Origin of the sequence: Dactylosporangium siamense, from assembly GCF_016862795.1 — a bacterium.
Lineage (GTDB): Bacteria > Actinomycetota > Actinomycetes > Mycobacteriales > Micromonosporaceae > Dactylosporangium > Dactylosporangium siamense.
Map to the genome: position 1 here is coordinate 150,294 of NZ_BONQ01000129.1, position 22,826 is coordinate 173,119.

The following is a 22,826-nucleotide window of genomic DNA, read 5'->3' on the forward strand; positions in this document are numbered from 1 at the left end:
CGGCTCGCCCTCATAACGGCCGAAGTCGGCCAGGCCGATGCACAAAGCGCGGCGGCCTGATCCGCGATGGCCGCCCATGGGAAGCGAAGCCCACCTCTCGCCGGACGCGTACTCGGACGGACATTCGCACAGCGATCAAACACCGGTCAACGGGCTGCCGGGGATTCCATCCCTTCAGGCGAACGGGTCGCCGAATCGGATGCGCCAATGTCGGATGATCGGAACGAAGTTCCGGATGTCACCCTGGGATCGTTCAGACGGTGGAGGTGCCACGCAGGAGACCACTGCGGACCCGGCCGAACTCGCTCATGCTGTGGATCATGTACTGGCCGCCGCTGTCACTGGTCATCTGTACCCGGCCGAGGTTCCCCGCCAGGGACAGGAACTTCGTCAGCGTCACCTGATCGTCGCGGAACTGCGGCAGCGGAACCGTCCGGTGCACCATCCGCAGACTGTCGATGTGCCGTTGGATGCGCGTCGTTGCCGTCGCGCGGTCGCTGGCGTGCAGGTCGTCGAGCGCGGCGAAGGTCACCTCGCTCGTCCAGAGACCGATGCCGTGTGCCAGCACCGTCTCGGCGGTGAGCGAACCGCTGCCGGACAGCTGCAGCGACCGGCGGACCGGCTCGTGCGCCACGGTGTCGGCGTACTGGACGGTGGCGTCGCCGAACGACGCGTCGCCGCCCGGCGGGATCTGGACCTCGAGCACGACCCAGTACGTCTCGCCGAACGCCAGGTCGGGTGCGAAGATGCGCACTCCGCCCTCGGTGTCGATGAGATGCTGGACCGGGCTGACGCCGTAGCGGTCACGGGCCCGTTCCCGCAGGTCGTCGGCGTCGCGCAGGATCGCCTGACGGGCGGCGGGTTCGTCGACGAGATCGTGGCCGTAGACCCGCCACAGCGTGACGTCGGGGTCCAGGTCGATGCGCAGCTGGATGTTCATCGCGGCGAGCAGGTCCCGCCGCTGCAGGTCCTCGTCGAGGCTGAGGCGCACGTCCATCGGATCCGTCACGAACGTCGAGTGCCCGCCGGCGAGCCCGGCGAGCGCATCCAGTTCCCCCATCCGCGCGTCCGTGCCGAACCCGAAGCACGACAGCGTCACGTCGCCGCGAAGCTGCCCGGCGGCGTTGTGCCGGATGTTGATCCAGTTCGACTCGCCCGAGTTGGGCTCCCCGTCGGAGAACAGGTACACGCAGCTGACCGCGCCGTGGCCGCCGTCGTCGTGATGCCGGCGGATCTCGGCGATGCCGTACTGCAGGCCCAGGTTCAGGTCGGTGCCCCCGCTCGCGCGCATCCCGCCGACCCGCGCCGCGAAGTCCTCCTCGGAGAGCAGCCGCCGAGGGGTGGCCGGCAGCACGGTGGCCGCGCTGGTGGAGAACGTCACGATGCCGAGGATGTCGTCCGGGCGCAGCTTGCGGTACAGCTCCCGCACCGCCATCTTGACCATGTCCAGCTTCTGCCCGCCCATCGACGCGCTGACGTCGACGACGAACACGAAGTTCACCGGCAACTGCTCCTGCAGCCCTCGGCCGGCCGGCGGCTCGTCGCCGGCCCGCAGCGCGATCTCCACGAAGTGCGTGCTGGCCGGCTCGGCCTTGGCGTCCCCGGCGACCGGCGTGGCCCCGTAACTGACGGAGAGCGCCTGCCCGGGCAGCGGCAGCGGTACGCCGCCGTCGTCGCTGACGAAGTCGTCGAAGCGGACCTGCGTCTGCTCGATGAGCACGCCGTTGTTGATGAGGTCGCGAATGCTCACCGTCGACCGCGTGCCGAACGCGTTGTTCCGCCGCACGAACAGCCCGTCGTGCGGCAACGGCCCGCTCCGCGGCTCCCGCATCGGCTCCCAGCTCGGCGCCGCCGACTGGGCCTGCCTGGAGCCAACCGCCATCTGGTTGCCCCAGATCCGATCGGCCGGACCAGGTGCGATGCGCAGCGGCTGCGGGCTGACTGCCCGGCGGTCGTACACCGGCGGAGGAGCCATAGGCAGCGGCGGAGGCGGCGGAGGATCCACGGGCGGCAGAGACGGCGGAGGAGCCATGGGCGGCGGTGGAGCGATCCTGTGCAGCCGCCGTTGCCGGGGCGGACTCGGCGGGAGCAGGTCAATATCCGCGTCGTCGGGGTCGGGTATCGCCGTGAGTAGCGCGGGTGGAAGGCCCGGCGGCACGGGGAGGCTGTCGCCCAGCAGCCGCTGGCGCACCTCGTTGGCCGAGAGCTTGCCGAACGGGACCAGCAGGTGCGAGCCCGCGTTGACCCAACTGCGGAGGATCAGCCGCAGCTGGTCGGGCACCACCGTAACCAGCGGATCGAAGTAGACCACGACGGCCGGGAACGGTTGACCTCCGAACACATACGACACCCTGTCGGCCTCCATCCAACGTGGGTCGGACACGTCAAGTGCCACCACCCGCGAGATGGTCACGCCGGCGACGGCGGCGCGGTCGTTGCACATCGCCAGGGCGGCGTCAGATCCGGGGCTGCCTGCCCGGCCGGACAGCACGAGCAGGGCGAGCGCGGATTGGTCATCGGACACGGGATCAACCATCCTGAGCGGTCGGAACCGGGAGCCGGAGCTCGGCCGGGAGCGGGCAGCGGGCGTCGATCTCGGCGGCGGTGGTCACGCCGGGACGGAACAGGCCGGAGGCGGTCACGAGGTCCAGCCAGCTGTCGAGCCGGCCATCGACACCGCGCAAGGATTCGGCCAGGCGCTTGGCGCGGGTACGATCGCCCCGGCCCGGGCTCAGCAGCAGCAGGCGGACCTTCAGCGCACTGGCGGCGACGTGGTGCGGCTCGCGTTTCAGTGCCTCGTCGGCGTACGCGAGCGCGACCGGCAGATTGTCCCGGGCCGCCGCGATCCGGGCCCGCCAGTACCACACCGGTGGCTCGTCGTGGCCGGCGCTGAACAGACGGCCAAGGTCCTGCTCGGCGGCGTCGAGGGCACCCCGATCGATCAACCGCTCCAGGTCGTCCGCACGTGGGACGACGGCCGGCGCGGCGCGCCCCTCGCGCTGCGGCCCGATCAGCACCAGCACAACGACGGTGAAGCAGAGCAACAGGCCGATGAGGATCAGGAACGTGACCGGGCCGGCGTTGGGCACCAGGCCGGCGAAGACGCCGGCGACGGCGATGGCGAACGTCAGCACCACGACCGCGATGAGCAGCGTGGTGGCCTGGGTCGCGGACAGCGTCCGAAACGCGCGGCGCTGCAGGAACTGCCGGACGAAGTCACGGTAGATGAGCAGCAGCGCCCCGAACCCGATCCCTGCAAGGCCGGCGACCGAGCCGACTACCCGCAGCAACTCCGTCATGCGTCTCCCATCCGGGCAGGAGTACCACCGGCATTCATCCATCCACACCGGGCGTCGAAGTGACACCAGGTGTTCGGACGATGCCGTTCCGTGGATCATCCGAACCGTCGGCGTACACGCTGTGGTCCGCCCGAACGATCGACGCGTACTTCCTCCTCGGCGGCGTCCTCTACGGCGCGGCGGTCTGGTACGCCGGACAGCGGGAAACCTAACTACGCAGTGCGCGGAGCATGCCGTGGCGGCGCAGGGCAAAGGCGAGACGGCGGGCGTGGCGGTGGCGTACCAACAGGACCGCGGCGGCACGGATCAACGCCCAACGCCGCCCCTGGAACTGGTTCTCGGCCACCTTCCAGATGACCGCGCGCAGCGGCGCGGACTCGAGGGCGGCGCGCAGTTCGGTGCGGACCTCCGGGTCGTCCAGCGCGGCACGGATCGACCGGGCCAGGTCCGGGCGGTCGGCCATGCCGCCGGTGATGCCCGCCGCGAGGTGGTGCCGCACGTCGTCGTCCTCGACGAGCAGCAGCGTCGCCCGCCGGATCTCCGCCGTGTCCAGGGCCGAACGGAGCAGGTCCATGGCCCGCAGTTCGACCTCGTGGTCGTGGTCCTCGACGGAGAGCGCGGCGAGCAGGCGGGTCACCTCGTCGAGGTCGATGAGCTGCCGCAGACCGGCCCGAAACTCGGGCCGGTCCCAGGCGTAGAGCAGCGCCTTGACGAAGTGACGATCCACGCCACCTGATACCCGCGGACGGGTTCAGTCATGCAGCGTCGGTCGGTAGATGAGCTCCTGGGTACGGCCGTCGAGCGTCCGGCTCTCGAGCAGTTCGAGGTCGAAGTCGGCCGCTCCGCCGAAGATCGGGTCGGTGCCGGTCCGGCCGCTGATCACCGGGAAGATGGTGACCTGGACGCGGTCGACCAGGCCGGCGGCCATCAACGCGCGGTTCAGCTGGAGGCTGCCGTGCGAGCGCAGCGGCACCGTCGACTCCTTCTTGAGGCGGGCGACGATGTCGACGGCGTCGCCGCTGGCGAGGGTCGCGTCCGGCCAGTCGAGGGGCCCGCGCAGCGTGGAGGAGATCACCGTGGTCGGCATGGTCTTCATCCGGGCGTTGATCGGGTCGCTCAACGGCGACTCCTCGGAGGCCGGCCCGAGGAAGTGCACGAACTCCCGGAACGTGTCGGCCCCGATGACCAGCCGCTGCTCCTCGTTGAACTGGGCGAGGCGGCGGTCGAGGAACTCGGGCCCCTGCTTACCCCAGTAGCCGCCCCAGTCGCCGTTGCTGTCGTAGGAGCCGAAGCCGTCGAGGGTACAGAAGACATCGAAGGTATAGGTGACAGTCATGATGTGCTCCTCCGCGGGTATGGGTGCCCGTTGTGGGCGACTCTCACCTCAACTACGAACAGCACGACCCCGATCCGACAACCACGTGCACTCGTGGTCGCCTGCTCACGATCGCCCTGGTATCGCACGGCGGTAGAGCCCAGGGCCTTCCTGGACGAACCCGAGTCGCTCGTAGGTGCCGTTCGCCACCGGCAGCGCCGGCTTGGAGACAAGCTGGACGCTGTCGGCACCGCCCACCCCCGCGCGCCGGATGGCTTCCTCGACCAGGGCGACCGCAGCCGCCTGACCCTCCTGGTCCTGTTCGGCCACGACGTCGTCGATGCGGGCCGTGACGCCGCGGAGAGCTTGGTACACCGCAGCCGTGAGCGTCGCGCGGATGACGCCATCGTTCCGGGCGACCAGCAGCTGATACGCGTGCGATTCGACCATCCTGGCCAGCACCTCCGGTTTCAGCGGGCTCGGCCGGCTCGACAGGCGCGGCTCATACCGGCAGAACGCGTCGACCACGTCGGGAGTACACCTGTCTACGAGCTCCACGACGAAGGTCACGGGAGTTACCGTACGTCCGTCGTCATCCTCACCCGCGGGCACGGACCTGCAGCCGGCGTCGGTGGTCGACCTACGAACGGCGCGATCCCGATCCGACCACCGTGGCCGACCTGGTTGCAACGGGTTGACGTGCCCGGAGGCCGAAGGCGGTCACTGCCACGGCTGCCACCGTCGCGGCCAGCGGGACCCACAACGCCACCCGCACCGCGGCGAGCCCCGGGTCGCCGGTGAAGGCGCCGGATCCGCCGTCCAGGGCGGCCACGCTCACCGCCGTCACCGCGGACAGGCCGAGCGCCGTGCCGAACTGTAGGGCCGTGTACAGCAGGCCGGCGGCGAGGCCGTGCTCGTCCTCGTCGACGTCGTCGGTGGCGGCCATGGTCAGCGGCCCGTAGGCCAGCGAGAAGCCCAACCCGAGCAGGATCAGCGTGGGAAGCATCATCGCGTACGTCCAGTCGAGGCCGACCGGCAGGAACGCGGCGTACGCGAGCGCCGCCGACACCAGGCCGCCGAACAGGACCCGCACGTTGCCGAACCGCTCGACGAGTCTGGGTGTCAGGGTCGGCGCGAGCACCGTGTCGAGCGCGACGACCAGCAGCGCGAGACCGGTCTGCAGGGTCGTCCAGCCGCGCAGTTCCTGCAGGTACAGCGTCATCAGGAACTGAAACCCGGCGAATGCCGCCAGAAACAGCAGGGCGACGAGGTTCGCCCGCACCAGGGGAGCCGACCGCAGGACGCCCAGGCGCACCAGCGGTGCCGCCGACCGCCGCTCGACCGTGATGAACGTCAGCAGCGACGCGAGCGCGGCCGCGAACACGGCCACCGTCACGGCCGTGCCGTCGCCGGGGCGCTCGAGGCGGATCACGCCGTAGACGGTCAGGAGCATCGCGGCGGTGCTGGACACCGCGCCGGCAAGGTCGAAGCGCATCCATCGGAACGCGACGGCGTCGCCGTTGTGCTCCTTCAGCAGGGGTACGGCTGCCATCAGGGTCAGCGCGGCCACGATGACCGGTGCGAAGAAGACCCACCGCCAGCCGATCGACGTGAGCAGCCCCCCGGCGACCAGGCCGAGGGAGAACCCGCCGGCCGCCGCACCGGCGTAGACGCCGAGCGCCTTCGTCCGTTGCGGCCCGGCCGGGAAGTTGCTGGTGATCAGCGCCAGGCCGGCCGGTGTCATGAACGCCGCCGCGACCCCGGTGACGAACCGGGCCAGCAGCAGCATCCAGCCGGTGGTCGCCACGCCGCCGATCCCGGAGAAGAGCAGGAAGACGACCAGCCAGAGCAGGAACATGCGCCGGTGGCCGAGCAGGTCGGCGGCCCGCCCGCCGAGCAGCATGAAGCCGCCGTAGCCGAGGACGTAGGCGCTGACCACGCCGCTGAGTGCCCCCGTCGACAGCCCGAGGTCGGCCCGGATCTCCGGCAGCGCGATGTTGACCATCGCAACGTCGATGCCTTCGAGGAAGATCGCGCCGCACAACACGAACAGCACGCCCCACGCGCGCGGTGTGAACATCAGGAATTCCCCTCCTACCGAACCGGTATCCGCGAGGCCTGCCGGTTCCTTCTTGTAACTAACGGCATCGTTGGGCACCATCGGGAGGTATGGAAGAAGGCACTTCCCAGTCACCCGGTTACTGCCGGGATACCGAGGACTACGACGTCCGCCAGTGGGACACCAGGGAGGACTGCGAGGTCCGGCAGATCCTCGACCGGATCGCCGACAAGTGGTCACTGCTCGTGATCGCCCTGCTCGACCGGCGCAGCCTGCGCTTCACCGAGCTGCGTCGCGCGGTCGACGGGGTCAGCCAGCGCATGCTCGCGCGCACCCTGCGCCAGTTGGAACGCGACGGCCTGGTGCACCGCACGGTCCACGCCGTCGTCCCACCGCGGGTCGACTACGAGCTGACGCCGCTCGGCGCGACCCTGCACGCAACGATCCGCGCGCTCGTCGACTGGACCGAGGGGCACCAGAACGAGATCGCGGCCGCCCGCGCGGCGTACGACATCCGCGAAGCCGAAGAACGCAAAGCCCAGGAACAGGAGACAGCCCGCCGCGACGCCATCGCCCGCGACGTCCTCGCCGGCCGCCGCTGAACTGAGGGACTGCAGCAGACGCTGCTCGATCCAACCCGCTTCTCGATCGTGTCCTTGTTGGCGGCCACCGATTGGGCCGAGTTCGGCTTCGTCCGCGACACCGTCGGGCTGTCCGACTCGGCTCTGTCCAAGCAGGTCACGACGCTTGCCAACCTGGAGTTCGTCGAGGTCGACAAGGGCTACGTCGGCAAGCGTCCGCGCACCTGGATCCGGCTGAGCACCACCGGCCGCTCCGCACTGGGCGGTCACATCACCGCGTTGCAGCACATCGCCGCCACCGCGGCCGAGCACGGCATCGCCCACCGCGTCGAGCGGGGCCCAGCAACAGCGTGAGGCGGTCGAGGCAGCCCCCGTCGAGGTCAGCCGCGGATCAGCAGCCAACGCAGGAACGTCCAGAGGCTGTCCGCGGTGATGGACTCGATGCTGCCTGGGTCGGACATCGTGTCGACGAAGGCGACCTGACCGGCAAGGTCTCCGCGGGTCAGGAGCACGTAGACGTTGCCGCAGCCGTCGCCGGCCACGGGGAGCCAGCCGAGATCCCGCCACTGCGGGAACGGCGCCACGCGTTCGGCGATGTCGAGGAACGGCTGGTCGGGTCGGGCGCCGTACACGCCGCCGGCGCAGATCGCCTCGCCTTTGCATACCCGTAGCCAGTCGGTGAGCACCGCGGGCAGCGGACCGCCGAGGCGCCGCTGCAGGTCGGCGAGTTCCCGGTCGCCGGCACCGCCCGGAAACGCCTGCTCAGGTGCTCGTTGCGCCTGCGGCAGCAGCCGCAGCACCTCCCGTCGGGCCTCCCGGTCATCCACCGGCCATCAGTTCCAGTTCGTCGCGGTGCAGGTCGTGATCCGGCAGTCCTCGCAGAGGCACAGGCTGCGCCAGCCGTGGCCGTGCTCGCGGATGGTGTGCTTCACCGTCGTGACGTGGAACATCAACCGGTCGCACGAGCGGCAGTGCGGGTTCGGGTAGAGGCCGATCGCCGGGCCGCCGGCCACGCCGAAGACGTCAGGTGTCGACAGGACGTGGCCGTTGGCGTAGACGAGCTCGTCGTCGTACGGCCGGAGCACCACAGCAGCGGTCATACCCGAGACGTCCGGTTCGTCGTCATCGGGCGGCCGGTCGTAGGTGACGCGCTCGTCGTGCCAGCGGCCGTCCGGGTCGGTCGCCGCCGACAACACCCAGCCCACGGAGCCTTTCGGGCCCGCGAGGTGTACCCGCTCCGCCGGCCAGACCGGCATTGCGGGGACGTCTGCGAGCCGGAGTGAGAGGTAGTGCCACACGACGGCGGTTGCCGATGGGTGCCGCACGTACTCCGCCCGAGCAGCTCCACCAGCGCCGCGACGTCACCCGCCGTTTCGGCCGGGAGCGCTGAGCCGCCGGAGTTGGCCTTGATCGGCATCCGCGGAATGTACCAAGAGGTCCAGCGGGATCGGCTCGCGATGGAAGGTGAGCCGGGCTTCCGGGCCGGTTCGGTGCCGCCGCAGCACCTGCTGGATCAGCGCGACGCCGGCCTCGACGCTGTCGACGACGCCGATGCTGATGGTCATGGCCTGCCCGCCTCCGGGCGCCGGCGTCGAGCCACTCGTCTCCGCCCAGCCGAGGTCGGCCTCGCGCAGCGTCCGGTGCAGGTCGACGCGCACCGCATAGGCATGGCCTCCCACGGGAAGTTCGAGCCGGAGCCGGTGCAGCCGGGAGTCGCGCAGCGGGCTGACGCCGAAGCGTGCCGCGACGAGGGACCCGCGCGGCAGCCCGGCACGCTCCTCGTCGATCCAGCACTGCTCGGCCGGACCGCTCGCGGCGGGCAGGTCACCGGTCGCGAGCGTGGTTTCGGCGGCGGTCAGCAGGTCCCGCCAGGCAGCGAACGGAAACTCGCCATCCGGTCGGCGCAGGGTGTACAGGTAGCGGTCCACGTCGACCGAGTCGTCCTGGTCGACGGTCCAGGTCCCGGCCTCCTGGCGCCATGCCACGCCGCTGTGCCGCCCGTCGACCCGGTGCAGCCAGGCCCGGGTGCGGGGCCACCACACCGCGACCGGCACCGGCGGGCCGAAGTCGATGGGCAGTGTCGGTGTCATCGGGTCGGTCTCCACGCGGGGCGGGGGTGGCGACCCGAACGCGGCGTCCATCAACGGCGTGATCGCGTCCAGGTCGTCGCCGTGGTCGAGCACGACGAACCGCGCGGCGAGGGCCAGGACCGGGCCGGGATGCCGCAGCGTGGGGTCGACGACGGCGGCGGCGCGGGCGATCAGGTCGAGCTCGGTCCAGCGCAGCGCGTCGGGATGCCAGTGTGCCTGGTCGTCCCAGCCGAGCTCCAACGTCGACGCGCTGTCCGGGGTGCGCATCCCCAAGCGGACGATGCCGAACCCGGTGTCGAAGTCGAGCACGAGCGCGTAGCCGCCACCGACCGGGAACACCGCGCCCAACGGCACGACCTCGACGTCGGGCTCCTCGTCTTCGTCGGCTGCGTCGTCGGCGCCGACGTCGAAGCAGTAGGCCCGCCAGAAGTCCGGGTCCTCCAGGCGGGTTCGCAGCTCGGTCGGTAGCGGCATCAGGCTGGACCGGCCTGGGCGTCGGTCCCGGGTTCCTCCGCCTGAGGCTCCTTCATCACTGGTGACCGCCTTTCGGGGTGGTGGCGATCCAGGCGGCCCGCTGCGGGGTGACGAGCGGACCCAGCACCGGATCGGTGAGCAGTTCCAACGGCGTGATGCGCAGCGGGTCGTCGCTGTGCCACCGAGGCACCGCCTCGGCCAGGATCGCCCATGCCGACTCGGGGTCGCCCCGGCGCACCAGGTCGCGGGCCCGGTCGAACTCGGGCGGCTCCGGCGGGACCACCGCGTCCCCGGCGTCCCCGAGTGCCTCGTCGACCATCCGCCGGGCCCAGGCGCCGGACTCGCGCTGCAGGAACAGCGGCGCGAGCTCAGCCCGTACCCGACCGGCACCGACCGCCTCGATGACGTGCGGGTGCGCGAGCACGTCGTTGCGGATCCTGTGCTGCACATCGGGCCGCAGGAACGCGGCGACCACGACAGCCAGGTACTGGCCCGCTCCGGAACCCTTGCGCGCCGCCGCCTCGAACAGCTCGCCCGCCGCCTCGGCCTCGCCCAGCAGCGCCATCCGCCGCCCCTCGGCGACGAGCGCGGCCGCACCGTCGGGCTCGACCGCCCGTCCCTCGCGGGCGTTGAGCTCCTCGAACGACTCCCGCTCGGCCGCGACCAGGTCGGCGAACGAGTCGTACCGGTCGCCGAGACCCGGATACCACGAGGCCCAGACGTGCGCCGCCCACTCGCCGTCGCCGTCGACGTCCGAGGGGTCGAGCAGCCAGTAGCAGGCGTCCGCGTCGGCGGACACCAGCAACGCCCGCGCCATCAGCTCGTCGTCCTCGTCACCCACGGCGCACATGTCGGGCTCGAGGTCTCGCAGCCACCCGACGTCGGCAGTGGTCCGCATCGTCCACACGAACGGCCCCGGCTCGAGCCACCCGTCGGACGCCGCGAGAAACGCCCGGTACCCCGGCGGGAGCGTCACCCCGAGCCGCGCCTCGACAGCGGCGAGCGCGTCCTCGCCCGCCCCGGCGAACCCGAGCCACCCACCGGCCCGCCGCTCCTCCCCGAGCCCTTCCAGCCGCTCGGGGTCGGCGACGCGGAGGAAGTCTGCGCTGTAACCGGCAAGGTACGCCCGCCATTGCTCGGCCGTGCGGGGCCGCTCGATCGAGGTCACGCCGTACCCTACGACGTAGGGGAGGCGTCGCGGTGGCGAGTGTCTACGACAGCGAGCGGCTCGCGGCCGCGTACGCGTTCGACCGGCCGCCGGTCCACCAGCACATCCTGCGAGCAGCCCGCCTCGACCGCCCCGCCCACCGGGCGCTCGACGTCGGATGCGGGGCGGGCCTGTCCACCGCCGCGCTGGCATCGGTTGCCCAGCACGTGATCGGGCTGGAGCCCGTCCCGGCGATGCTCGCCCACAGCGGGACCGTCGCGCCGCGGGCCCGGTTCGTCGTCGGCACGGCCGAGCAGCTGCCGTTCGGGACGGGCGTGTTCGACCTGGTCACGGCGGCGGGCTCGCTCAACTACGCCGACCTCCCGCCGGCGCTGCGCGAGATAGCGCGGGTGCTGGCACCCGGCGGGACATTCCTGCTGTACGACTTCTCCGAGGGCCGGCGCTCGGCGAGCGGCGACGCGCTGGCGGACTGGTTCGCCGCCTTCGAGCAGCGGTTCCCCTGGCCCGCCGGCTGGCGGCCGCTCGACCCGCGCGAGTTGCCCCTGGCTGCCTGCGGACTGCGCCTGCTGGACCACACCGGGATCGAGCTCCACCTGCCGACGACCTTCGAGGACTATCTGCGGTACACCGTCAGCGGCGTCAACGTCGACAGCGCCGTGGAGGCCCGTGACTGGTGCCGGGACACGCTGGCCCCGCTCTTCGCGGCCGGCGACCTGACCGTCGTCGTCCCGGGATACGTCGCAACGCTGAGCCACGCACCGGTCTGACCTCAGTCGATCTTCCGCCGGTACGCTGTCCGCGTGCCGTACGTGCCGGATCTGCGTGTGTTGCTGACCGCTGGGTACCGCGTGGAGCGTGACGGGATCGCCTATGTCGTCGAGCCCGTCGATCTCGGTGCGGTGGTCCTGCCGACCGGCCGGGTCGTGGGCTGCGACCCGCTGATCCCGCACACGACGCCGTTCGTCGAGGAGGTGGCGCCGGGCCGCTACGCGTTGAGGGCCTGGGTTGCGGTGGTGCGCCGGGACGGCACCGAGGATCGCCGGATCGCCGCGCTGCAACTGGTGGTGGCGGACGCGCCGACCGCGTCGTGGACCATGGCGCTGCTGCCGGGTCAGGATCCGGCCTCGCTCGGCGACGACGACTTCTTCGGTTACGCGGTCGGCGCCGGTACTGCGACGCTGGCCGACCAGGTCGCGATCGACGCGGTGAACGAATGGGACTACGACCAGCTGGACGAGGCGTTCATCCCGGCGCAGGTCCCGGAGGACCCGATCGAAGCCGTCGTTGCCGCGGTCGTCGACGAGCCGACCGGTGCCAACGTGTACGTCGTCGGTGCCGGGTGGGGTGACGGCAGGTACGCGACCTACGTCGGCCGCACGGACGACGGGCGGATCACGGCGTTCGTCACGGACTTCCGCGTGGTGCCGCCCCCACCCTGACGGGCGTCTCGCCGGCAGCCGGTGTCCGGCGTTCGCCGGGCGTTCGCCGCCGGGGCGCGATCCCGACGCGCGATCCCGGTCCAATCCCTTCTGAGGTGGAGGGGGACCACATGGGTCGCAGGCGGCTGGTTACAGGTGTCGTGACGATGGTGCTGGTGGCGGCGGGCGGCGCGGCGAGCCCACCGGCGTGGGCCGCGAACCACGCCCGCATCCAGGCAACGGGCTCCTCGTGGGCCGCGAACGGGATCAACCAGTGGGTCGCCGACAGCGCCCGGCAGGGGCTTCAGGTCGACTACACGGCGACCGGCTCGTCGACGGGGCGCAAGGACTTCGCGGCGGCCGCGGTGGACTTCGCGGTCAGCGACATCCCGTTCCAGGGCACCGATCCGGTGACCGGTCAGATTGACTCGAGCCAGGGCCGGCCCTTCGCGTACCTGCCGATCGTGGCGGGCGGCACGTCGTTGCCGTACCAGATCCGCGTCAACGGCACGCTGGTGCGCGACCTGCGGCTCTCCGGACGGACCCTCGCCAAGATCTTCACGAACCAGATCACCAACTGGAACGACCCCGCCGTCACCGCCGACAACGGCGGTCGGGTGCTGCCGTCGCTGGACATCATCCCGGTCGTGCACGCGGAGGGCTCCGGCGCGACGTGGCAGCTCACGGCGTACCTGGCCGGTCAGTTCCCGGCGGACTGGAGCGCGTTCTCCGGCCTGTCGCGGGCGACCTCGTACTTCCCGCCGGTCCAGGGCCGGATGATCGCCCGGAACGGCTCGGACGGCGTGATGAACGCCGTCAGCGCCGCCTCCAGCAACGGCGCGATCGGCTACGACGAGTACTCCTACGCCCTGGCCGCGAACTACCCCGTCGCGAACCTGCAGAACGCGGCCGGCCAGTTCACCGCGCCGACGGACGACAACGTCACGGCCGCGCTGACCCGCGCCACGATCGATGTCGACCCCAGCTCGCCCACCTACCTCACGGCCAACCTGAGCCAGGTCTACACCGCGCCGGACCCACGGGCGTACCCACTGTCGTCGTACTCGTACGCGATCATCCCGACCGGCACCAACAACCAGGACAGCCGGATGAACACCAGTAAGCGTCAGACGCTCGCCGACTTCCTGGCGTACGGGCTCTGCGACGGCCAGCGCACCCTGGATGTGCAGGGCTACGCGCACCTGCCGGAGAACCTGGTGCGGGCCGGATTCGACCAGATCCGCCGGCTCCGGGACGCCGATCCGGCGGTCGACCTGGCCAGCGCCACGTCCTGCCCGGTCACGGCCGGAGTGCTCATCAACGGGGACAACCAGACGGCCCCCTACCAGGGCGCGGTCGCGCTGCAGGTGGCCGGTGGCACCGCCGTGCACCTGCTGCAGACCGATCCCGGTGCGCCCGGTGGCCACCCCGCGCAGGCCACCGACCCGACCGGACACCGCCACGCCTGGGTGTTCACCGGCAACCTCACCGGCATCGCCGTCTCCGACACCCGACCCGACCAGCCCGGCTGGACACTCACCGGCCAGGCAACCGACTTCGTCGCCGGCGCGACCACCGTCTCCGGCGCCAACCTCGGCTGGATACCCGAACTCGTCACCTCCACGAGCGACGCCGAAGGCACCCCCGCCGCCGGACCCGTCGTCATCCCACGCATGCAGGTGGCCACCAGCAACGGACTCGCCGATCCCGGCAACACCCTCGCCAGCGCCCCCGCCGGCAGCGGCCTGGGCACCCAGAACGTGTCGGCGGCGATGGCGCTGTGGATCCCGGACACCGCCCCGACCGGCACCTACACCAGCACACTCACGCTCACGCTGATCAGCCCGTAACGCTCACCTGGTTGCCTTGCGGGAAGCCGGCCGCGATACTCCGTGATCATGACCGCACCGCTCCCTGGGCCGCAACGGCGAGGCCCGCGCGCAGGCCTCATCATCGGCATCATCGGCCTGGTCGCGGTGCTGTGCACCGGCGTGGCCGGGGTCGTGGCCGTCTACGTGTTCCGTGACAGCCTGCCCGGGATTGCCGCGCAGGGCGACTACAGCCAGCCGAAGGACGTCTGCGCCCTGATCATCGGCGACATGGGTGAGCAGGCCGGCCCGGTCAGCGGCAGGCAACAGCTGGGATACACCTGCACCATCTCGCTCGCGGGCGAGCTGGGCGAGAACGAACTCCGGGTGTTCGTCGCCGTCGAGGACGCCGTGGAGCTGTACAACAGAGCGGGTGCGGACTTCGGCAACCGGGACGGCTTCGTCGGCGACGTCATCGCCGATCTCGGCGACGCGGCGTTCTTCACCCGGCGGCTCCTGGAGGGCGGCGGCCTGGTGGATGCGAAGCTCGCCTGCGTCACCGGCAACCTCTACGTCGAGCTGCGCTTCCACGCCATGTCCAAGCGGGCCTGGAGCTCCGACGACGTGCGGGCAAGACTCACCGCAGCCGTCCACGAGATCATGCGATCGGCACCGCGCGGGTAGTCCGGGAGCACCTGGATCAACAGCCCCGCTACGATGCGCGCGTCCACATCTAGCGGGGGTTCGTCTTTGTCCGAGCACAGCGAGACTGCATCGTCCACCGAGAGCGACCGGGGTGCCGATCCTGAGGTCAGGGTCGACCGTCCGTCCGCGGTCTCTGCTCCTTCCGAGCCGTCGGGTCCCGCCGCGCGGCCCGATGCCGTCGAGCCGGCCGCGCCGGTGGCCGAGAGCGACCCGGTCGGTGAGGTAGAGGCCGCCGTCGCGAGCGATCCGGTCGCCCTCGCTGGAGTGGGCACCGAGCAGCCGTTGAGCCTGGCCACGGTGGATGGTTCGCGGCGCCGTCGCCGTACCGCAGCGGTGGTTGCCGCCGTCATGGTCCTCGCCGCTTTCGCTGGCGGCGGTGCCTTCGCGGCGACCCAGAACTGGGAGAAGCCGTCCGGGATGCTGCCGGAGCAGGTGGTGCCCGCCGACGTGGCGTCGTTCGCACGGTTCGACCTGCGGCCGGGCGTGCAGCAGCGGCTGGCGTTCGACGGCCTGCTGGGCAAGGCGTCCGGCGCCCGCAACTCCTTCACCGGCGTCCAGCGGGCCCTGCTTGCCGGGTCCGGTGCGTCGATCACCCTCGACGAGGCCGCCCCCTGGCTCGGCGACCGTTTCGGGATCGCGCGCTGGACGTCCCCCTCCGGTCCCGCGACGCTCCTCGTCACGCTGCTGAAGGACAAGGACAAGGCCCTCTCCACCGTGCGCGCGAAGGGCCCCGACGCGGCCGGCATCGTCATCCGTGACGACTACGCGCTGATCGCGTTCGCCGGGAAGGGGTCCCAGGCTGTCGCCGATGCGGCCGCGAAGGCCCCGTCCCTCGCGGCGGACCCGGTGTTCGCCGGTGCCCGCGCCGGTATGCCCGAGGACCTGCCGGTGCTCGGGTGGTTCGACTTCGGTCGCGACGTGCGTTCCTACGGACTCGACGCCGACGACGTCGGCCTGCCCCGGCTCTTCAACGACCCGAAGCATCCGCTGCCCGCCGCCAACGGCCGGCTCCTCGTCGGCGCCCGCGCGGAGGGCGGCGGCATCGAGGTGCGGGGCCGCCTCATCGGCGCGCACGACCTGCCGTACTTCGCCGCCGGGCCCCCCGCCGCGGCCGGCCGCCTCGGTCAGCTGCCCGCCGGCGTGACCGCAGCGGGCGTCGTGCCCGGCAACCTCGGCTACCTCGGCGCCAACCCGACGTGGATCCTGTTTCCCGCTGCGGTCTCCTCGATGCAAGGCCTGCTCGACGGGGCCGGCCTGCCGCCGCTGCCCAGCGACGCGGAGTCCATCGGCACGGCCTCAATGGTCCCCGGTTACGGCACCATCTACACGGGCTACCTGGGCGACATGCGCGGCCTCCTGAACGTGAGTGACGGCCCTGCCATCGAGGCCCACGAGGCCCAGCGCAACCTCGACGCGGTCGCCCAGGCCGCCGCCGGCGCGAAGTCCGTCGCCTACGCCACCGCCGGTCCTCAGCCGAGTATCTCGAACGCCTTCATGGACCCGCCGGGCATGCTCGTCGACTTCGAGCTCGCCGACGCCGCCGCGGCGGCACAGACCCAGTCCGCCACCGCCAAGCTTGCCGCGTGGTCCCACGTCACGGTCACCGCTCGCGACGCCCACGTCGTCATGCGGACCGGGCCGTTCGCCGGCAGCGCGACGGGCGTCCTCGCCGACGACCCGCTGTTCCGCACCGCGATGACCGGCGCGGACCCGCAGGCGACGGCCGCGCTCTTCCACGTCGGCGGCGAGGCGTTCGGGATCCCGCTCAAGGCGTTCGGGCTGAGCACGACACCCGACGGCGCGGACACGGTGATGGTGGCCCGGCTCGTCATCGGCTGACGCGCGACTGTCCGGGCCTCGGACATGGAGTTGGTCGCTACGACTGTCTGGCCAGGCGGGCAGGGGTGTGCTCGACGCCGCCGCACCAGACGCGGCTGATCGACCGGATGGCGCGGATGTCCTGCAGCGGGTCGCCGTCGACGAGGACCAGGTCGGCCCGGCGGCCGGGCGCGACGGCGCCCCGGTCGGTGAGGCCGAAGCGTTCGGCGGGCAGGACCGTCGCGGCGCGCAGCGCGTCGAGGTTGCTGAGACCAGCGTCGACGAGCAGCTCCAGCTCGTGGTGCAGGGAGTCGCCGAAGCTGAAGTTCCCCGCGGACTCGACGTCGGTGTTGGTGTCGGTGCCGGCCAGGATCGCTACACCGGCCCGGTACGCCGCCGCGACGCTCGCCCGCGCGTTGTCGTAACTCGCGCCGGGCGTCGCCCACTGCGCCAGCATCTGCGCGGGCGTCGACGTCGCCGTCAGCGCCTCCATCATGGTGAGCGTGGGGATCAGCGTCCGGCCCGCGGCCGCCATCCGGTCCGCCGCGGCGTCGTCCAGTGGCCGGTCCAGCGGCGTGTGGGTGAGCGCGTCGACCCCGGCCGCCTGCGCCACCTCCGCGGCCTCGTAGGACAACGCGTGTGCCACGACGAGCCGCCCGAGCCTGTGCGCGGTGGCGACGAGCGCGTCGACGGTGGCCCGGTCGGGGCCTGGCCCGGGCAGATTGATCAGAATCTTCAGGTAGTTGGAGCCCTCGGCGAACCGTTCGGTCACGAACCGCTCCGCTTCGCCGGCGGAACGGATCAGGCCGCGCCGGCCGATCTCCGGGATGTGCGAGTGGACGCTGCCCGGAGCGAGCGCGGCGGTGCCGGCGCTGCGGATGTCGGTGAGCCCCCGGACCGCGCGCAACGAGTCGATGAACTCCGGCGGGGCGCTGGCCATGTCCAGGGCGGTGGTCACCCCGAAGCGCACCAGCCGTTCGAGCGCGGACCGCCCGTTGAGGTGCAGGTGGGCATCGGTCAGCCCGGGCAGGAGCACCGCCCCCGCGCCGTCGACGACGGCCGTGACCCCCTCGGGGTCGGATCCGATGCGGTCGCCGTCGAGCAACACCGTGCCGGGCCGGAGAAGTTGCCTGCCGTCGAACACGCGGACGTTACGCAGTGCAGTCCTCATACGCCTGCAACTGCCCACTTCCGCACCGATGAACACCCCGTCGGCGCAGGAACTGCGACGACGCCTCAGGGCAGATCGCCACACCGCGTTCCGGCGCCATCCCAGGTGCGGTGCCGGCGACCTGCCCGCCGGTCAGGGGAGCACCGTCCCAGAGCGTGCGGCTGCCGCGCGGAGGAGGACCGCACCGCCGGGGACGAGCTCGCTCAGCGCCGCCCGGACATCGCTGCCGAACCAGACGGGCGGGGCGGCCGGCCCGAAGCAGTGCCGTGCGATCAGATCCAGCAGCGCACGCTGGGCCGGGCTGGCAGGCTGCGGGGGCGGGAAGCCGTCCGGGAACGCCTTCGCGCGCAGCCGCGTGCCCCAGTCGCCGTAGTACGTGCCGTCGGGCGGGACGGCCAGGAGCACGTCCAGGGCCGCGACCAGTTCGTCAAGCGTCGCCCGGTCAACGGCCGCGGGCAGCAGCTTGAACGGGAAGAGCCGCCCGAAGTGCGGGAAGACCTGCTGGCACCACGCGGCATCAGGGGGTGTCGACAGCACCTCGAGTATTGCCCGGGTGCCGTCGGGATCGGCCGCGAGCGCGGGTGAGAGCGCGGCAGCCGCCCGCACCACAGCATCCTGATCGTGGCGCAGGACCCGCGTGGTGTCATACCCCCACGAGGTGAGGGTCATGACCGCCAGCACCCGGGTGCGCCGGTCGGAGCGGGCCAGACCATGGTCACGCAGCCACGCCGCCACGTCAGGTCGGTGGTGTACGAGCTCTGGCGCGTCCAGGAGACAGGGGAGCGTGCCCAGCGCCGCGGAGACAACCGCTGGATCGGGATCTGTGCGCATTGCCCAGGCGGCGCGGTAGACATCGGGACGGGCAGCGCGGCACGCGGCAACGTCCGCAGCGTCGCCCGCCTCGAACCCGTCCGCCGCAGCTTCCATGACCGAGGTCAACCAGTCCAGCAACGCGGCCCGCAGCGGGACCGTGCCGGCGCCGCTGCCCGGGTCGGTCGACACCGCAAGAAGCGTGCGTGGGTCTTCGAGCACCGCAAGCACGAAGTCCACCGCAGGCGGTGTCGCACTGTAGATCGTGTCCTGATGGTGAACGAGCTGGTAGAGGTCCCGGAGGGCATCGGCTCGGCGTGCGGCGTCGTCGCTCAGCAAGGCTGAAAGGATCTCTGGCACCTCCGGCGTCACGCCGCACGCATGCTCGACCGCCGACCAGTCGGTCTGGGCCAGAGCGTCCTCGTGTCGCACCGAAGGAGTATGAGTCATCTACGCCGGCGGGCGCGCGGTCCTGCCCCTCGTCTGATCACGCGGTCAGCGACCGGACGCACCGGAGGCCGGCGGCATGCATGCCGCCGGCCTCGAGGTGCTTGCGACGGACGTTACCGGTTGAACCGGAACCAGTTGAGGTTGGCGAAGTCGGTGCCCGCGGTGCCGGTGAAGGTGAGGTACACCGTGTGGACGCCGGTGGCCGCGCCGGTCAGGTTGGTGGTGGTGCTGGTCCAGGCCTGCCAGCCGCCGGTGGAGGTGACCGGGACGCTGGCGATGATCGGGCCGGTGGTGGAGTCCAGGCGGTACTGGATGGTGCCGCTGGACGCGCCCGAGGCCACCCGCGTGGTCACCGACACCGCGGTCGGGGTGCCGAAGTCGACGCCCGCGTAGCCGAGCCAGTCGCCGGGCGTGATGTAGCCGACGTTCTGGCCGCCGCCGGTGTCGGTGGTGGTCTCGGTCTGGGTGCCGGACTGGCTGCTGAAGCTCTCCGCCTGCCGGACGCTGTACGCGTTGGGCAGTCCGGCTCCGGCGGTGAACTGCAGCCAGTTGAGGTTGACGAAGTCGGTGCCCGCGGTGCCGGTGAAGGTGAGGTACAGCCGGTGCACGCCGGTGGCCGCGCCGGTCAGGTTGGTCGTGGTGCTGGTCCAGGTCTGCCAGCCGCCGGTGGAGGTGACCGGGACGCTGGCGATGATCGGGCCGGTGGCGGAGTCCAGGCGGTACTGGATGGTGCCGCTGGACGCGCCGGAGGCCACCCGGGTCGTGACCGAGGCCGGCGACGCCGTGCCGAAGTCGAGGTCGTAGGCGAGCGTGTCACCGGGCGTGATGTAGCCGACGCTCTGGCCGCCGCCGGTGTCGGTGGTGGTCTCGGTCTGCGTCCCGGTCTGGGCGTTGTAGCTCTCGGCCTGGATCTGGGTGTACGCGCTGCGGGTCGGCTGCGACGTGCTCCACGGGACCTGCGGCGAGGCGTAGAAGTTGATCCCCTGCACCGTCCACCGTGGACCCTGCGCGCCGAGCCGCACCTTGAACGTGTCCCAGTTGCGCGCCGACTGCGGCGACCACGCCAGCTCGGCGAGCGCCGGCAGGCGCGGGAACGCCATGAACTCGATGTCGGCCTGCGTGGTGACCGTCTCGGTCCACAGCGGCGCCTCGACGCCGATGATCGCACTGGCCGGCACCCCGGAGAGGTAGGCGCCCGGGTCCCAGTTGTAGGCGGTCTGCACCTCGATCAGGCCGGCCCACGTGTTGCCGATCGGGGTCGAGTTGGTGTACTTCATGTCGATGTAGGCCTTGTTCGCCGGCGACAGCAGGATCTTGTCGCCCTTGCTCACCGCCGCGACCAGGTCCGCGTCCGATGTGGACGTTCCCCAGTACTGCGCGACCCGGTTCGCCGTGTGGTTGGCCTGCCCGAGCTGGTGCCAGCCGATGACGGTCTTGCCGGCCGCGCCGACGAACGGCTGCACGCGGTTCATGAACGTGGCGTAGTCCGCCGCCGGTGTGCTCGACGCCTCGTCGCCGCCGATGTGCAGGTACGGCCCGGGGGTGAGGGCGGCGAGCTCGTTGAGCACCTGCTGCACGAAGGTGTACGTGACCTCCTTGCTGACGCACAGCGAGCTGAAGCCGACGCTGGTGCCGGTGTACAGCGGCGGGGCGGTGTTGTTGCAGTTGAGCTGCGCGTAGGAGGCGAGCGCGGCGTTGGTGTGCCCGGGCATGTCGATCTCGGGCACGATGGTGATCTGCCGCGACGCCGCGTAGGCGACCAGGTCGGAGTACTGCGCCTTGGTGTAGTACCCGCCCGCGCCGCCGCCCACCTGCGTGCTGCCGCCGATGGTGGTCAGCTGCGGCCAGGCGTCGATGACGATGCGCCAACCCTGGTCGTCGGACAGGTGTAGGTGCAGGGTATTGATCTTGTATTGTGCGATGTCGTCGATGTACCGCTTCACCACTGCGGGGGCGAAGAAGTGCCGCGACACGTCGAGCATCGCGCCGCGGTACCCATATCGCGGGTAGTCGACGATCCGGCCGCCGGTGACCGTCCACGGTCCACTCTGGACGGTCTTCGCCTCGATCGTCACCGGTAGCAGCTGCCGCAGCGTCTGCACGCCGTGGAACAGCCCGGCCGCGGTCTGCGCGCGGAGCGTGACGGCGGCGGCGGTCACGTCGAGCTGGTAGCCCTCGGCGCCCACGCTCGGGTCGGCGCCGGACAGCAGCAGCGCGATGCCGCTCGTCGGCGTGCCGGTCGTGGTGGAGACCGGCAGCGCGTAGCCGGTCGACGGGCGGAGGATGCCGGCGAGGTAGTCGCCGACGTCGGTGGCGCCGGCCGCGGTCTGGATCGCGGCGCTCGACGGCAGCGTGTAGGTCACACCGGCGGCGGGCTGCGCCGACACCGGTGCGGGTACGACGTCGGAGAGGCTCACCGCGGCGCTGGCGGGGGAGGCCCCCAGGAGCCAGGCGGTGCCGGTGGCGGCGATCGCGACGGCCACCGCGGACGCGAGCGGCAGGTTGCGCGGGGAACGGTGCACGGCATCCTCCAGCGAAACTGTTAAGTTTCCTGCTAGTTTGACGGCACGCTATGTCCCACGCGGGAAAGTGTCAAGGGAGTCGGCTCGTTCCGGGCTCCAGGCGTTCGGACAGGCGGGCCTTCGTCGCCGGCCAGTCGTCCTGGCGGATCGTGTACCGGAGCAGGCTCGGCTCGGCGGTCTCCGGTTCGGGGCTGATCAGGGTGGCGCCGATCCGCGTGATCGCCGCGCGCGAGCGGAGGTTCCCCGAACCGATGCGCCAGACGACGGCTTCATAGCCGAGCGTGTCGAAGGCGTAGGTCATCGTCAGGAGCTTGGTTTCGGTGTTCGCCGCGGTACGCCACCACGCGCGGCCGAACCAGGTCCCGCCGATCTCGATACTGCCGTCGGCGCCGTGCCAGCTGTGCAGATTCGTGATGCCGATCGCCGCACCCGCCGCACGGCCCACGACGGCGAACGCGACCCGCTTCCCGTCGGCGACGTCCTTGAGGCGGCCGGCAACGATGTCGTGCAGGTCCGATTCGGTGCGGGGAGTCGGCGCGCTCAGCCAGCGCCAGACCTCGTCGTCGCGGCCGCCCGCCGCGAACAGGTCCGGGACATGGGACCGGGTGAGGGGCTCGAGGCGGACGAAACGGCCTTCGAGGACCGTCAATGCAGGGGTCAACGGCATGGCTGGGACGCTACCGGTCGGGGCCGTCAACCGATGCGTTGCGCGAGGGAGACGATGATGCCTTCCGGGCCGCGGACGTAGGCCATCTTCCAGGCGTTCTCGTACTGGCCGATGGCGCCGACCAGGTCGTAGCCGACGGCGCCGACGGCGTCGACGGCCGCCTGCAGATCGGCGACCTCGAATGCGACGTTGCGAATGCCGAGCTCGTTGGCCATCGCCCCGGGGGATCCGGGGAGGTGCTCCGGTCGCGCGAAGCTGGACAGTTCGATGGCGGTGCCGCCGTCGGGCGACCTCAGCATCGCGATCTCGGTGCGTGAGCCGGAGATGCCGATGACGGTGTCGAGGAACTCGCCCTCGATGAACATTCGCCCCTCGACCTCGAGACCCAGCGTGACGAAGAAGTCGATGACGGAGTCAAGGTCGGCGACGGTGATGCCGACGTGGTCGAAGCGCTGGATGTGGGACACGGCC

At 71.3% G+C, this 22,826-nt stretch carries 23 protein-coding genes; 8 read left to right on the forward strand and 15 right to left on the reverse strand.

What is annotated here, in order from left to right; genetic code table 11:
• Nucleotides 1-253 precede the first annotated feature (253 nt).
• Nucleotides 254-2,524 (reverse strand): VWA domain-containing protein, encoded by a 2,271-nt coding sequence (locus Dsi01nite_RS58520; RefSeq protein ID WP_203852003.1) that lies wholly within the window; start codon nt 2,522-2,524, stop codon nt 254-256.
• Nucleotides 2,525-2,528: 4 nt separating this feature from the next.
• Nucleotides 2,529-3,299, reverse strand: a complete 771-nt coding sequence (locus Dsi01nite_RS42025) for a tetratricopeptide repeat protein (protein ID WP_203852004.1) — start codon at nt 3,297-3,299, stop codon at nt 2,529-2,531.
• An 80-nt stretch (nt 3,300-3,379) separates the two neighbouring features.
• Between Dsi01nite_RS42025 and Dsi01nite_RS58525 the strand changes: the two genes are divergently transcribed.
• Entirely contained in the window at nt 3,380-3,511 is a 132-nt protein-coding gene (locus Dsi01nite_RS58525) for a hypothetical protein (RefSeq protein ID WP_275423456.1), read from the forward strand.
• On the opposite strand, the gene Dsi01nite_RS42030 is transcribed toward Dsi01nite_RS58525, so the two are convergent.
• From Dsi01nite_RS42030 to Dsi01nite_RS42045, 4 genes are all read right to left on the reverse strand, one after another.
• Entirely contained in the window at nt 3,508-4,026 is a 519-nt protein-coding gene (locus tag Dsi01nite_RS42030) for a hypothetical protein (protein ID WP_203852005.1), read from the reverse strand. The two genes, Dsi01nite_RS58525 and Dsi01nite_RS42030, sit on opposite strands and share 4 nt — an antisense overlap.
• A gap of 24 nt (nt 4,027-4,050) precedes the next feature.
• Nucleotides 4,051-4,635 carry a dihydrofolate reductase family protein gene (locus Dsi01nite_RS42035; RefSeq protein ID WP_203852006.1) on the reverse strand — a complete coding sequence of 195 codons (585 nt, stop codon included), beginning with the start codon at nt 4,633-4,635 and terminating at the stop codon, nt 4,051-4,053.
• A gap of 105 nt (nt 4,636-4,740) precedes the next feature.
• Entirely contained in the window at nt 4,741-5,184 is a 444-nt protein-coding gene (locus Dsi01nite_RS42040; RefSeq protein WP_203852007.1) for a GNAT family N-acetyltransferase, read from the reverse strand.
• A gap of 70 nt (nt 5,185-5,254) precedes the next feature.
• Nucleotides 5,255-6,694: an MFS transporter gene (locus tag Dsi01nite_RS42045; RefSeq protein WP_239136570.1), complete on the reverse strand. Its 1,440-nt coding sequence runs from the start codon at nt 6,692-6,694 to the stop codon at nt 5,255-5,257.
• A gap of 89 nt (nt 6,695-6,783) precedes the next feature.
• Between Dsi01nite_RS42045 and Dsi01nite_RS42050 the strand changes: the two genes are divergently transcribed.
• A complete protein-coding gene (locus Dsi01nite_RS42050; RefSeq protein ID WP_203852008.1) occupies nt 6,784-7,275 on the forward strand; it encodes a winged helix-turn-helix transcriptional regulator in 492 nt (163 codons plus the stop codon).
• A 48-nt stretch (nt 7,276-7,323) separates the two neighbouring features.
• Nucleotides 7,324-7,608: a transcriptional regulator gene (locus Dsi01nite_RS42055; protein ID WP_239136571.1), complete on the forward strand. Its 285-nt coding sequence runs from the start codon at nt 7,324-7,326 to the stop codon at nt 7,606-7,608.
• Between the two features lie 26 nt (nt 7,609-7,634).
• Here the strand turns inward: Dsi01nite_RS42055 and Dsi01nite_RS42060 are convergent, their stop codons facing one another.
• From Dsi01nite_RS42060 to Dsi01nite_RS42075, 4 genes are all read right to left on the reverse strand, one after another.
• Nucleotides 7,635-8,081, reverse strand: coding sequence for an SMI1/KNR4 family protein (locus Dsi01nite_RS42060; RefSeq protein WP_203852009.1), 447 nt, complete (start codon nt 8,079-8,081; stop codon nt 7,635-7,637).
• Nucleotides 8,082-8,087: 6 nt separating this feature from the next.
• Nucleotides 8,088-8,510: a hypothetical protein gene (locus tag Dsi01nite_RS42065; RefSeq protein ID WP_203852010.1), complete on the reverse strand. Its 423-nt coding sequence runs from the start codon at nt 8,508-8,510 to the stop codon at nt 8,088-8,090.
• Nucleotides 8,511-8,615: 105 nt separating this feature from the next.
• Nucleotides 8,616-9,818 (reverse strand): hypothetical protein, encoded by a 1,203-nt coding sequence (locus Dsi01nite_RS42070; RefSeq protein ID WP_203852011.1) that lies wholly within the window; start codon nt 9,816-9,818, stop codon nt 8,616-8,618.
• A gap of 55 nt (nt 9,819-9,873) precedes the next feature.
• Nucleotides 9,874-10,986, reverse strand: a complete 1,113-nt coding sequence (locus Dsi01nite_RS42075) for an SMI1/KNR4 family protein (RefSeq protein ID WP_203852012.1) — start codon at nt 10,984-10,986, stop codon at nt 9,874-9,876.
• Nucleotides 10,987-11,018: 32 nt separating this feature from the next.
• Between Dsi01nite_RS42075 and Dsi01nite_RS42080 the strand changes: the two genes are divergently transcribed.
• From Dsi01nite_RS42080 to Dsi01nite_RS42100, 5 genes are all read left to right on the forward strand, one after another.
• Nucleotides 11,019-11,753, forward strand: a complete 735-nt coding sequence (locus tag Dsi01nite_RS42080) for a class I SAM-dependent methyltransferase (RefSeq protein ID WP_203852013.1) — start codon at nt 11,019-11,021, stop codon at nt 11,751-11,753.
• Nucleotides 11,754-11,786: 33 nt separating this feature from the next.
• Complete coding sequence (locus Dsi01nite_RS42085; RefSeq protein WP_203852014.1) at nt 11,787-12,425, forward strand: DUF4241 domain-containing protein; 639 nt, start codon at nt 11,787-11,789, stop codon at nt 12,423-12,425.
• Nucleotides 12,426-12,571: 146 nt separating this feature from the next.
• Nucleotides 12,572-14,254 (forward strand): substrate-binding domain-containing protein, encoded by a 1,683-nt coding sequence (locus Dsi01nite_RS42090; RefSeq protein WP_239136575.1) that lies wholly within the window; start codon nt 12,572-12,574, stop codon nt 14,252-14,254.
• 48 nt (nt 14,255-14,302) lie between these two features.
• Nucleotides 14,303-14,896 carry a hypothetical protein gene (locus Dsi01nite_RS42095; RefSeq protein WP_203852016.1) on the forward strand — a complete coding sequence of 198 codons (594 nt, stop codon included), beginning with the start codon at nt 14,303-14,305 and terminating at the stop codon, nt 14,894-14,896.
• 66 nt (nt 14,897-14,962) lie between these two features.
• Nucleotides 14,963-16,756 carry a hypothetical protein gene (locus tag Dsi01nite_RS42100; protein WP_203852017.1) on the forward strand — a complete coding sequence of 598 codons (1,794 nt, stop codon included), beginning with the start codon at nt 14,963-14,965 and terminating at the stop codon, nt 16,754-16,756.
• A gap of 37 nt (nt 16,757-16,793) precedes the next feature.
• On the opposite strand, the gene Dsi01nite_RS42105 is transcribed toward Dsi01nite_RS42100, so the two are convergent.
• The 5 genes from Dsi01nite_RS42105 to Dsi01nite_RS42125 all read right to left on the reverse strand — a co-directional run bounded on the left by Dsi01nite_RS42105 (nt 16,794) and on the right by Dsi01nite_RS42125 (nt 22,822).
• On the reverse strand, nt 16,794-17,906 hold the full coding sequence (locus Dsi01nite_RS42105; protein WP_203852018.1) for an amidohydrolase family protein: 1,113 nt from the start codon (nt 17,904-17,906) through the stop codon (nt 16,794-16,796).
• Nucleotides 17,907-18,038: 132 nt separating this feature from the next.
• Entirely contained in the window at nt 18,039-19,148 is a 1,110-nt protein-coding gene (locus tag Dsi01nite_RS42110) for a hypothetical protein (protein WP_203852019.1), read from the reverse strand.
• Between the two features lie 131 nt (nt 19,149-19,279).
• Nucleotides 19,280-21,688 carry a family 20 glycosylhydrolase gene (locus Dsi01nite_RS58530; protein ID WP_203852020.1) on the reverse strand — a complete coding sequence of 803 codons (2,409 nt, stop codon included), beginning with the start codon at nt 21,686-21,688 and terminating at the stop codon, nt 19,280-19,282.
• A 70-nt stretch (nt 21,689-21,758) separates the two neighbouring features.
• Nucleotides 21,759-22,355: a GNAT family N-acetyltransferase gene (locus Dsi01nite_RS42120; protein WP_203852021.1), complete on the reverse strand. Its 597-nt coding sequence runs from the start codon at nt 22,353-22,355 to the stop codon at nt 21,759-21,761.
• A 26-nt stretch (nt 22,356-22,381) separates the two neighbouring features.
• Nucleotides 22,382-22,822 carry a VOC family protein gene (locus Dsi01nite_RS42125; RefSeq protein ID WP_203852022.1) on the reverse strand — a complete coding sequence of 147 codons (441 nt, stop codon included), beginning with the start codon at nt 22,820-22,822 and terminating at the stop codon, nt 22,382-22,384.
• Nucleotides 22,823-22,826 lie beyond the last annotated feature (4 nt).

Bases quoted from the DNA above. Each gene is read 5' to 3' on its own strand.
- Dsi01nite_RS42045 (WP_239136570.1), bottom strand. From the start codon at position 6,694: ATGTTCACACCGCGCGCGTGGGGCGTGCTGTTCGTGTTGTGCGGCGCG.
- Dsi01nite_RS42105 (WP_203852018.1), bottom strand. From the start codon at position 17,906: ATGAGGACTGCACTGCGTAACGTCCGCGTGTTCGACGGCAGGCAACTT.
- Dsi01nite_RS42050 (WP_203852008.1), top strand. From the start codon at position 6,784: ATGGAAGAAGGCACTTCCCAGTCACCCGGTTACTGCCGGGATACCGAG.
- Dsi01nite_RS42120 (WP_203852021.1), bottom strand. From the start codon at position 22,355: ATGCCGTTGACCCCTGCATTGACGGTCCTCGAAGGCCGTTTCGTCCGC.
- Dsi01nite_RS42095 (WP_203852016.1), top strand. From the start codon at position 14,303: ATGACCGCACCGCTCCCTGGGCCGCAACGGCGAGGCCCGCGCGCAGGC.
- Dsi01nite_RS42025 (WP_203852004.1), bottom strand. From the start codon at position 3,299: ATGACGGAGTTGCTGCGGGTAGTCGGCTCGGTCGCCGGCCTTGCAGGG.
- Dsi01nite_RS58525 (WP_275423456.1), top strand. From the start codon at position 3,380: ATGCCGTTCCGTGGATCATCCGAACCGTCGGCGTACACGCTGTGGTCC.
- Dsi01nite_RS42090 (WP_239136575.1), top strand. From the start codon at position 12,572: ATGGTGCTGGTGGCGGCGGGCGGCGCGGCGAGCCCACCGGCGTGGGCC.
- Dsi01nite_RS42035 (WP_203852006.1), bottom strand. From the start codon at position 4,635: ATGACTGTCACCTATACCTTCGATGTCTTCTGTACCCTCGACGGCTTC.
- Dsi01nite_RS42070 (WP_203852011.1), bottom strand. From the start codon at position 9,818: ATGCCGCTACCGACCGAGCTGCGAACCCGCCTGGAGGACCCGGACTTC.
- Dsi01nite_RS42065 (WP_203852010.1), bottom strand. From the start codon at position 8,510: ATGCCGGTCTGGCCGGCGGAGCGGGTACACCTCGCGGGCCCGAAAGGC.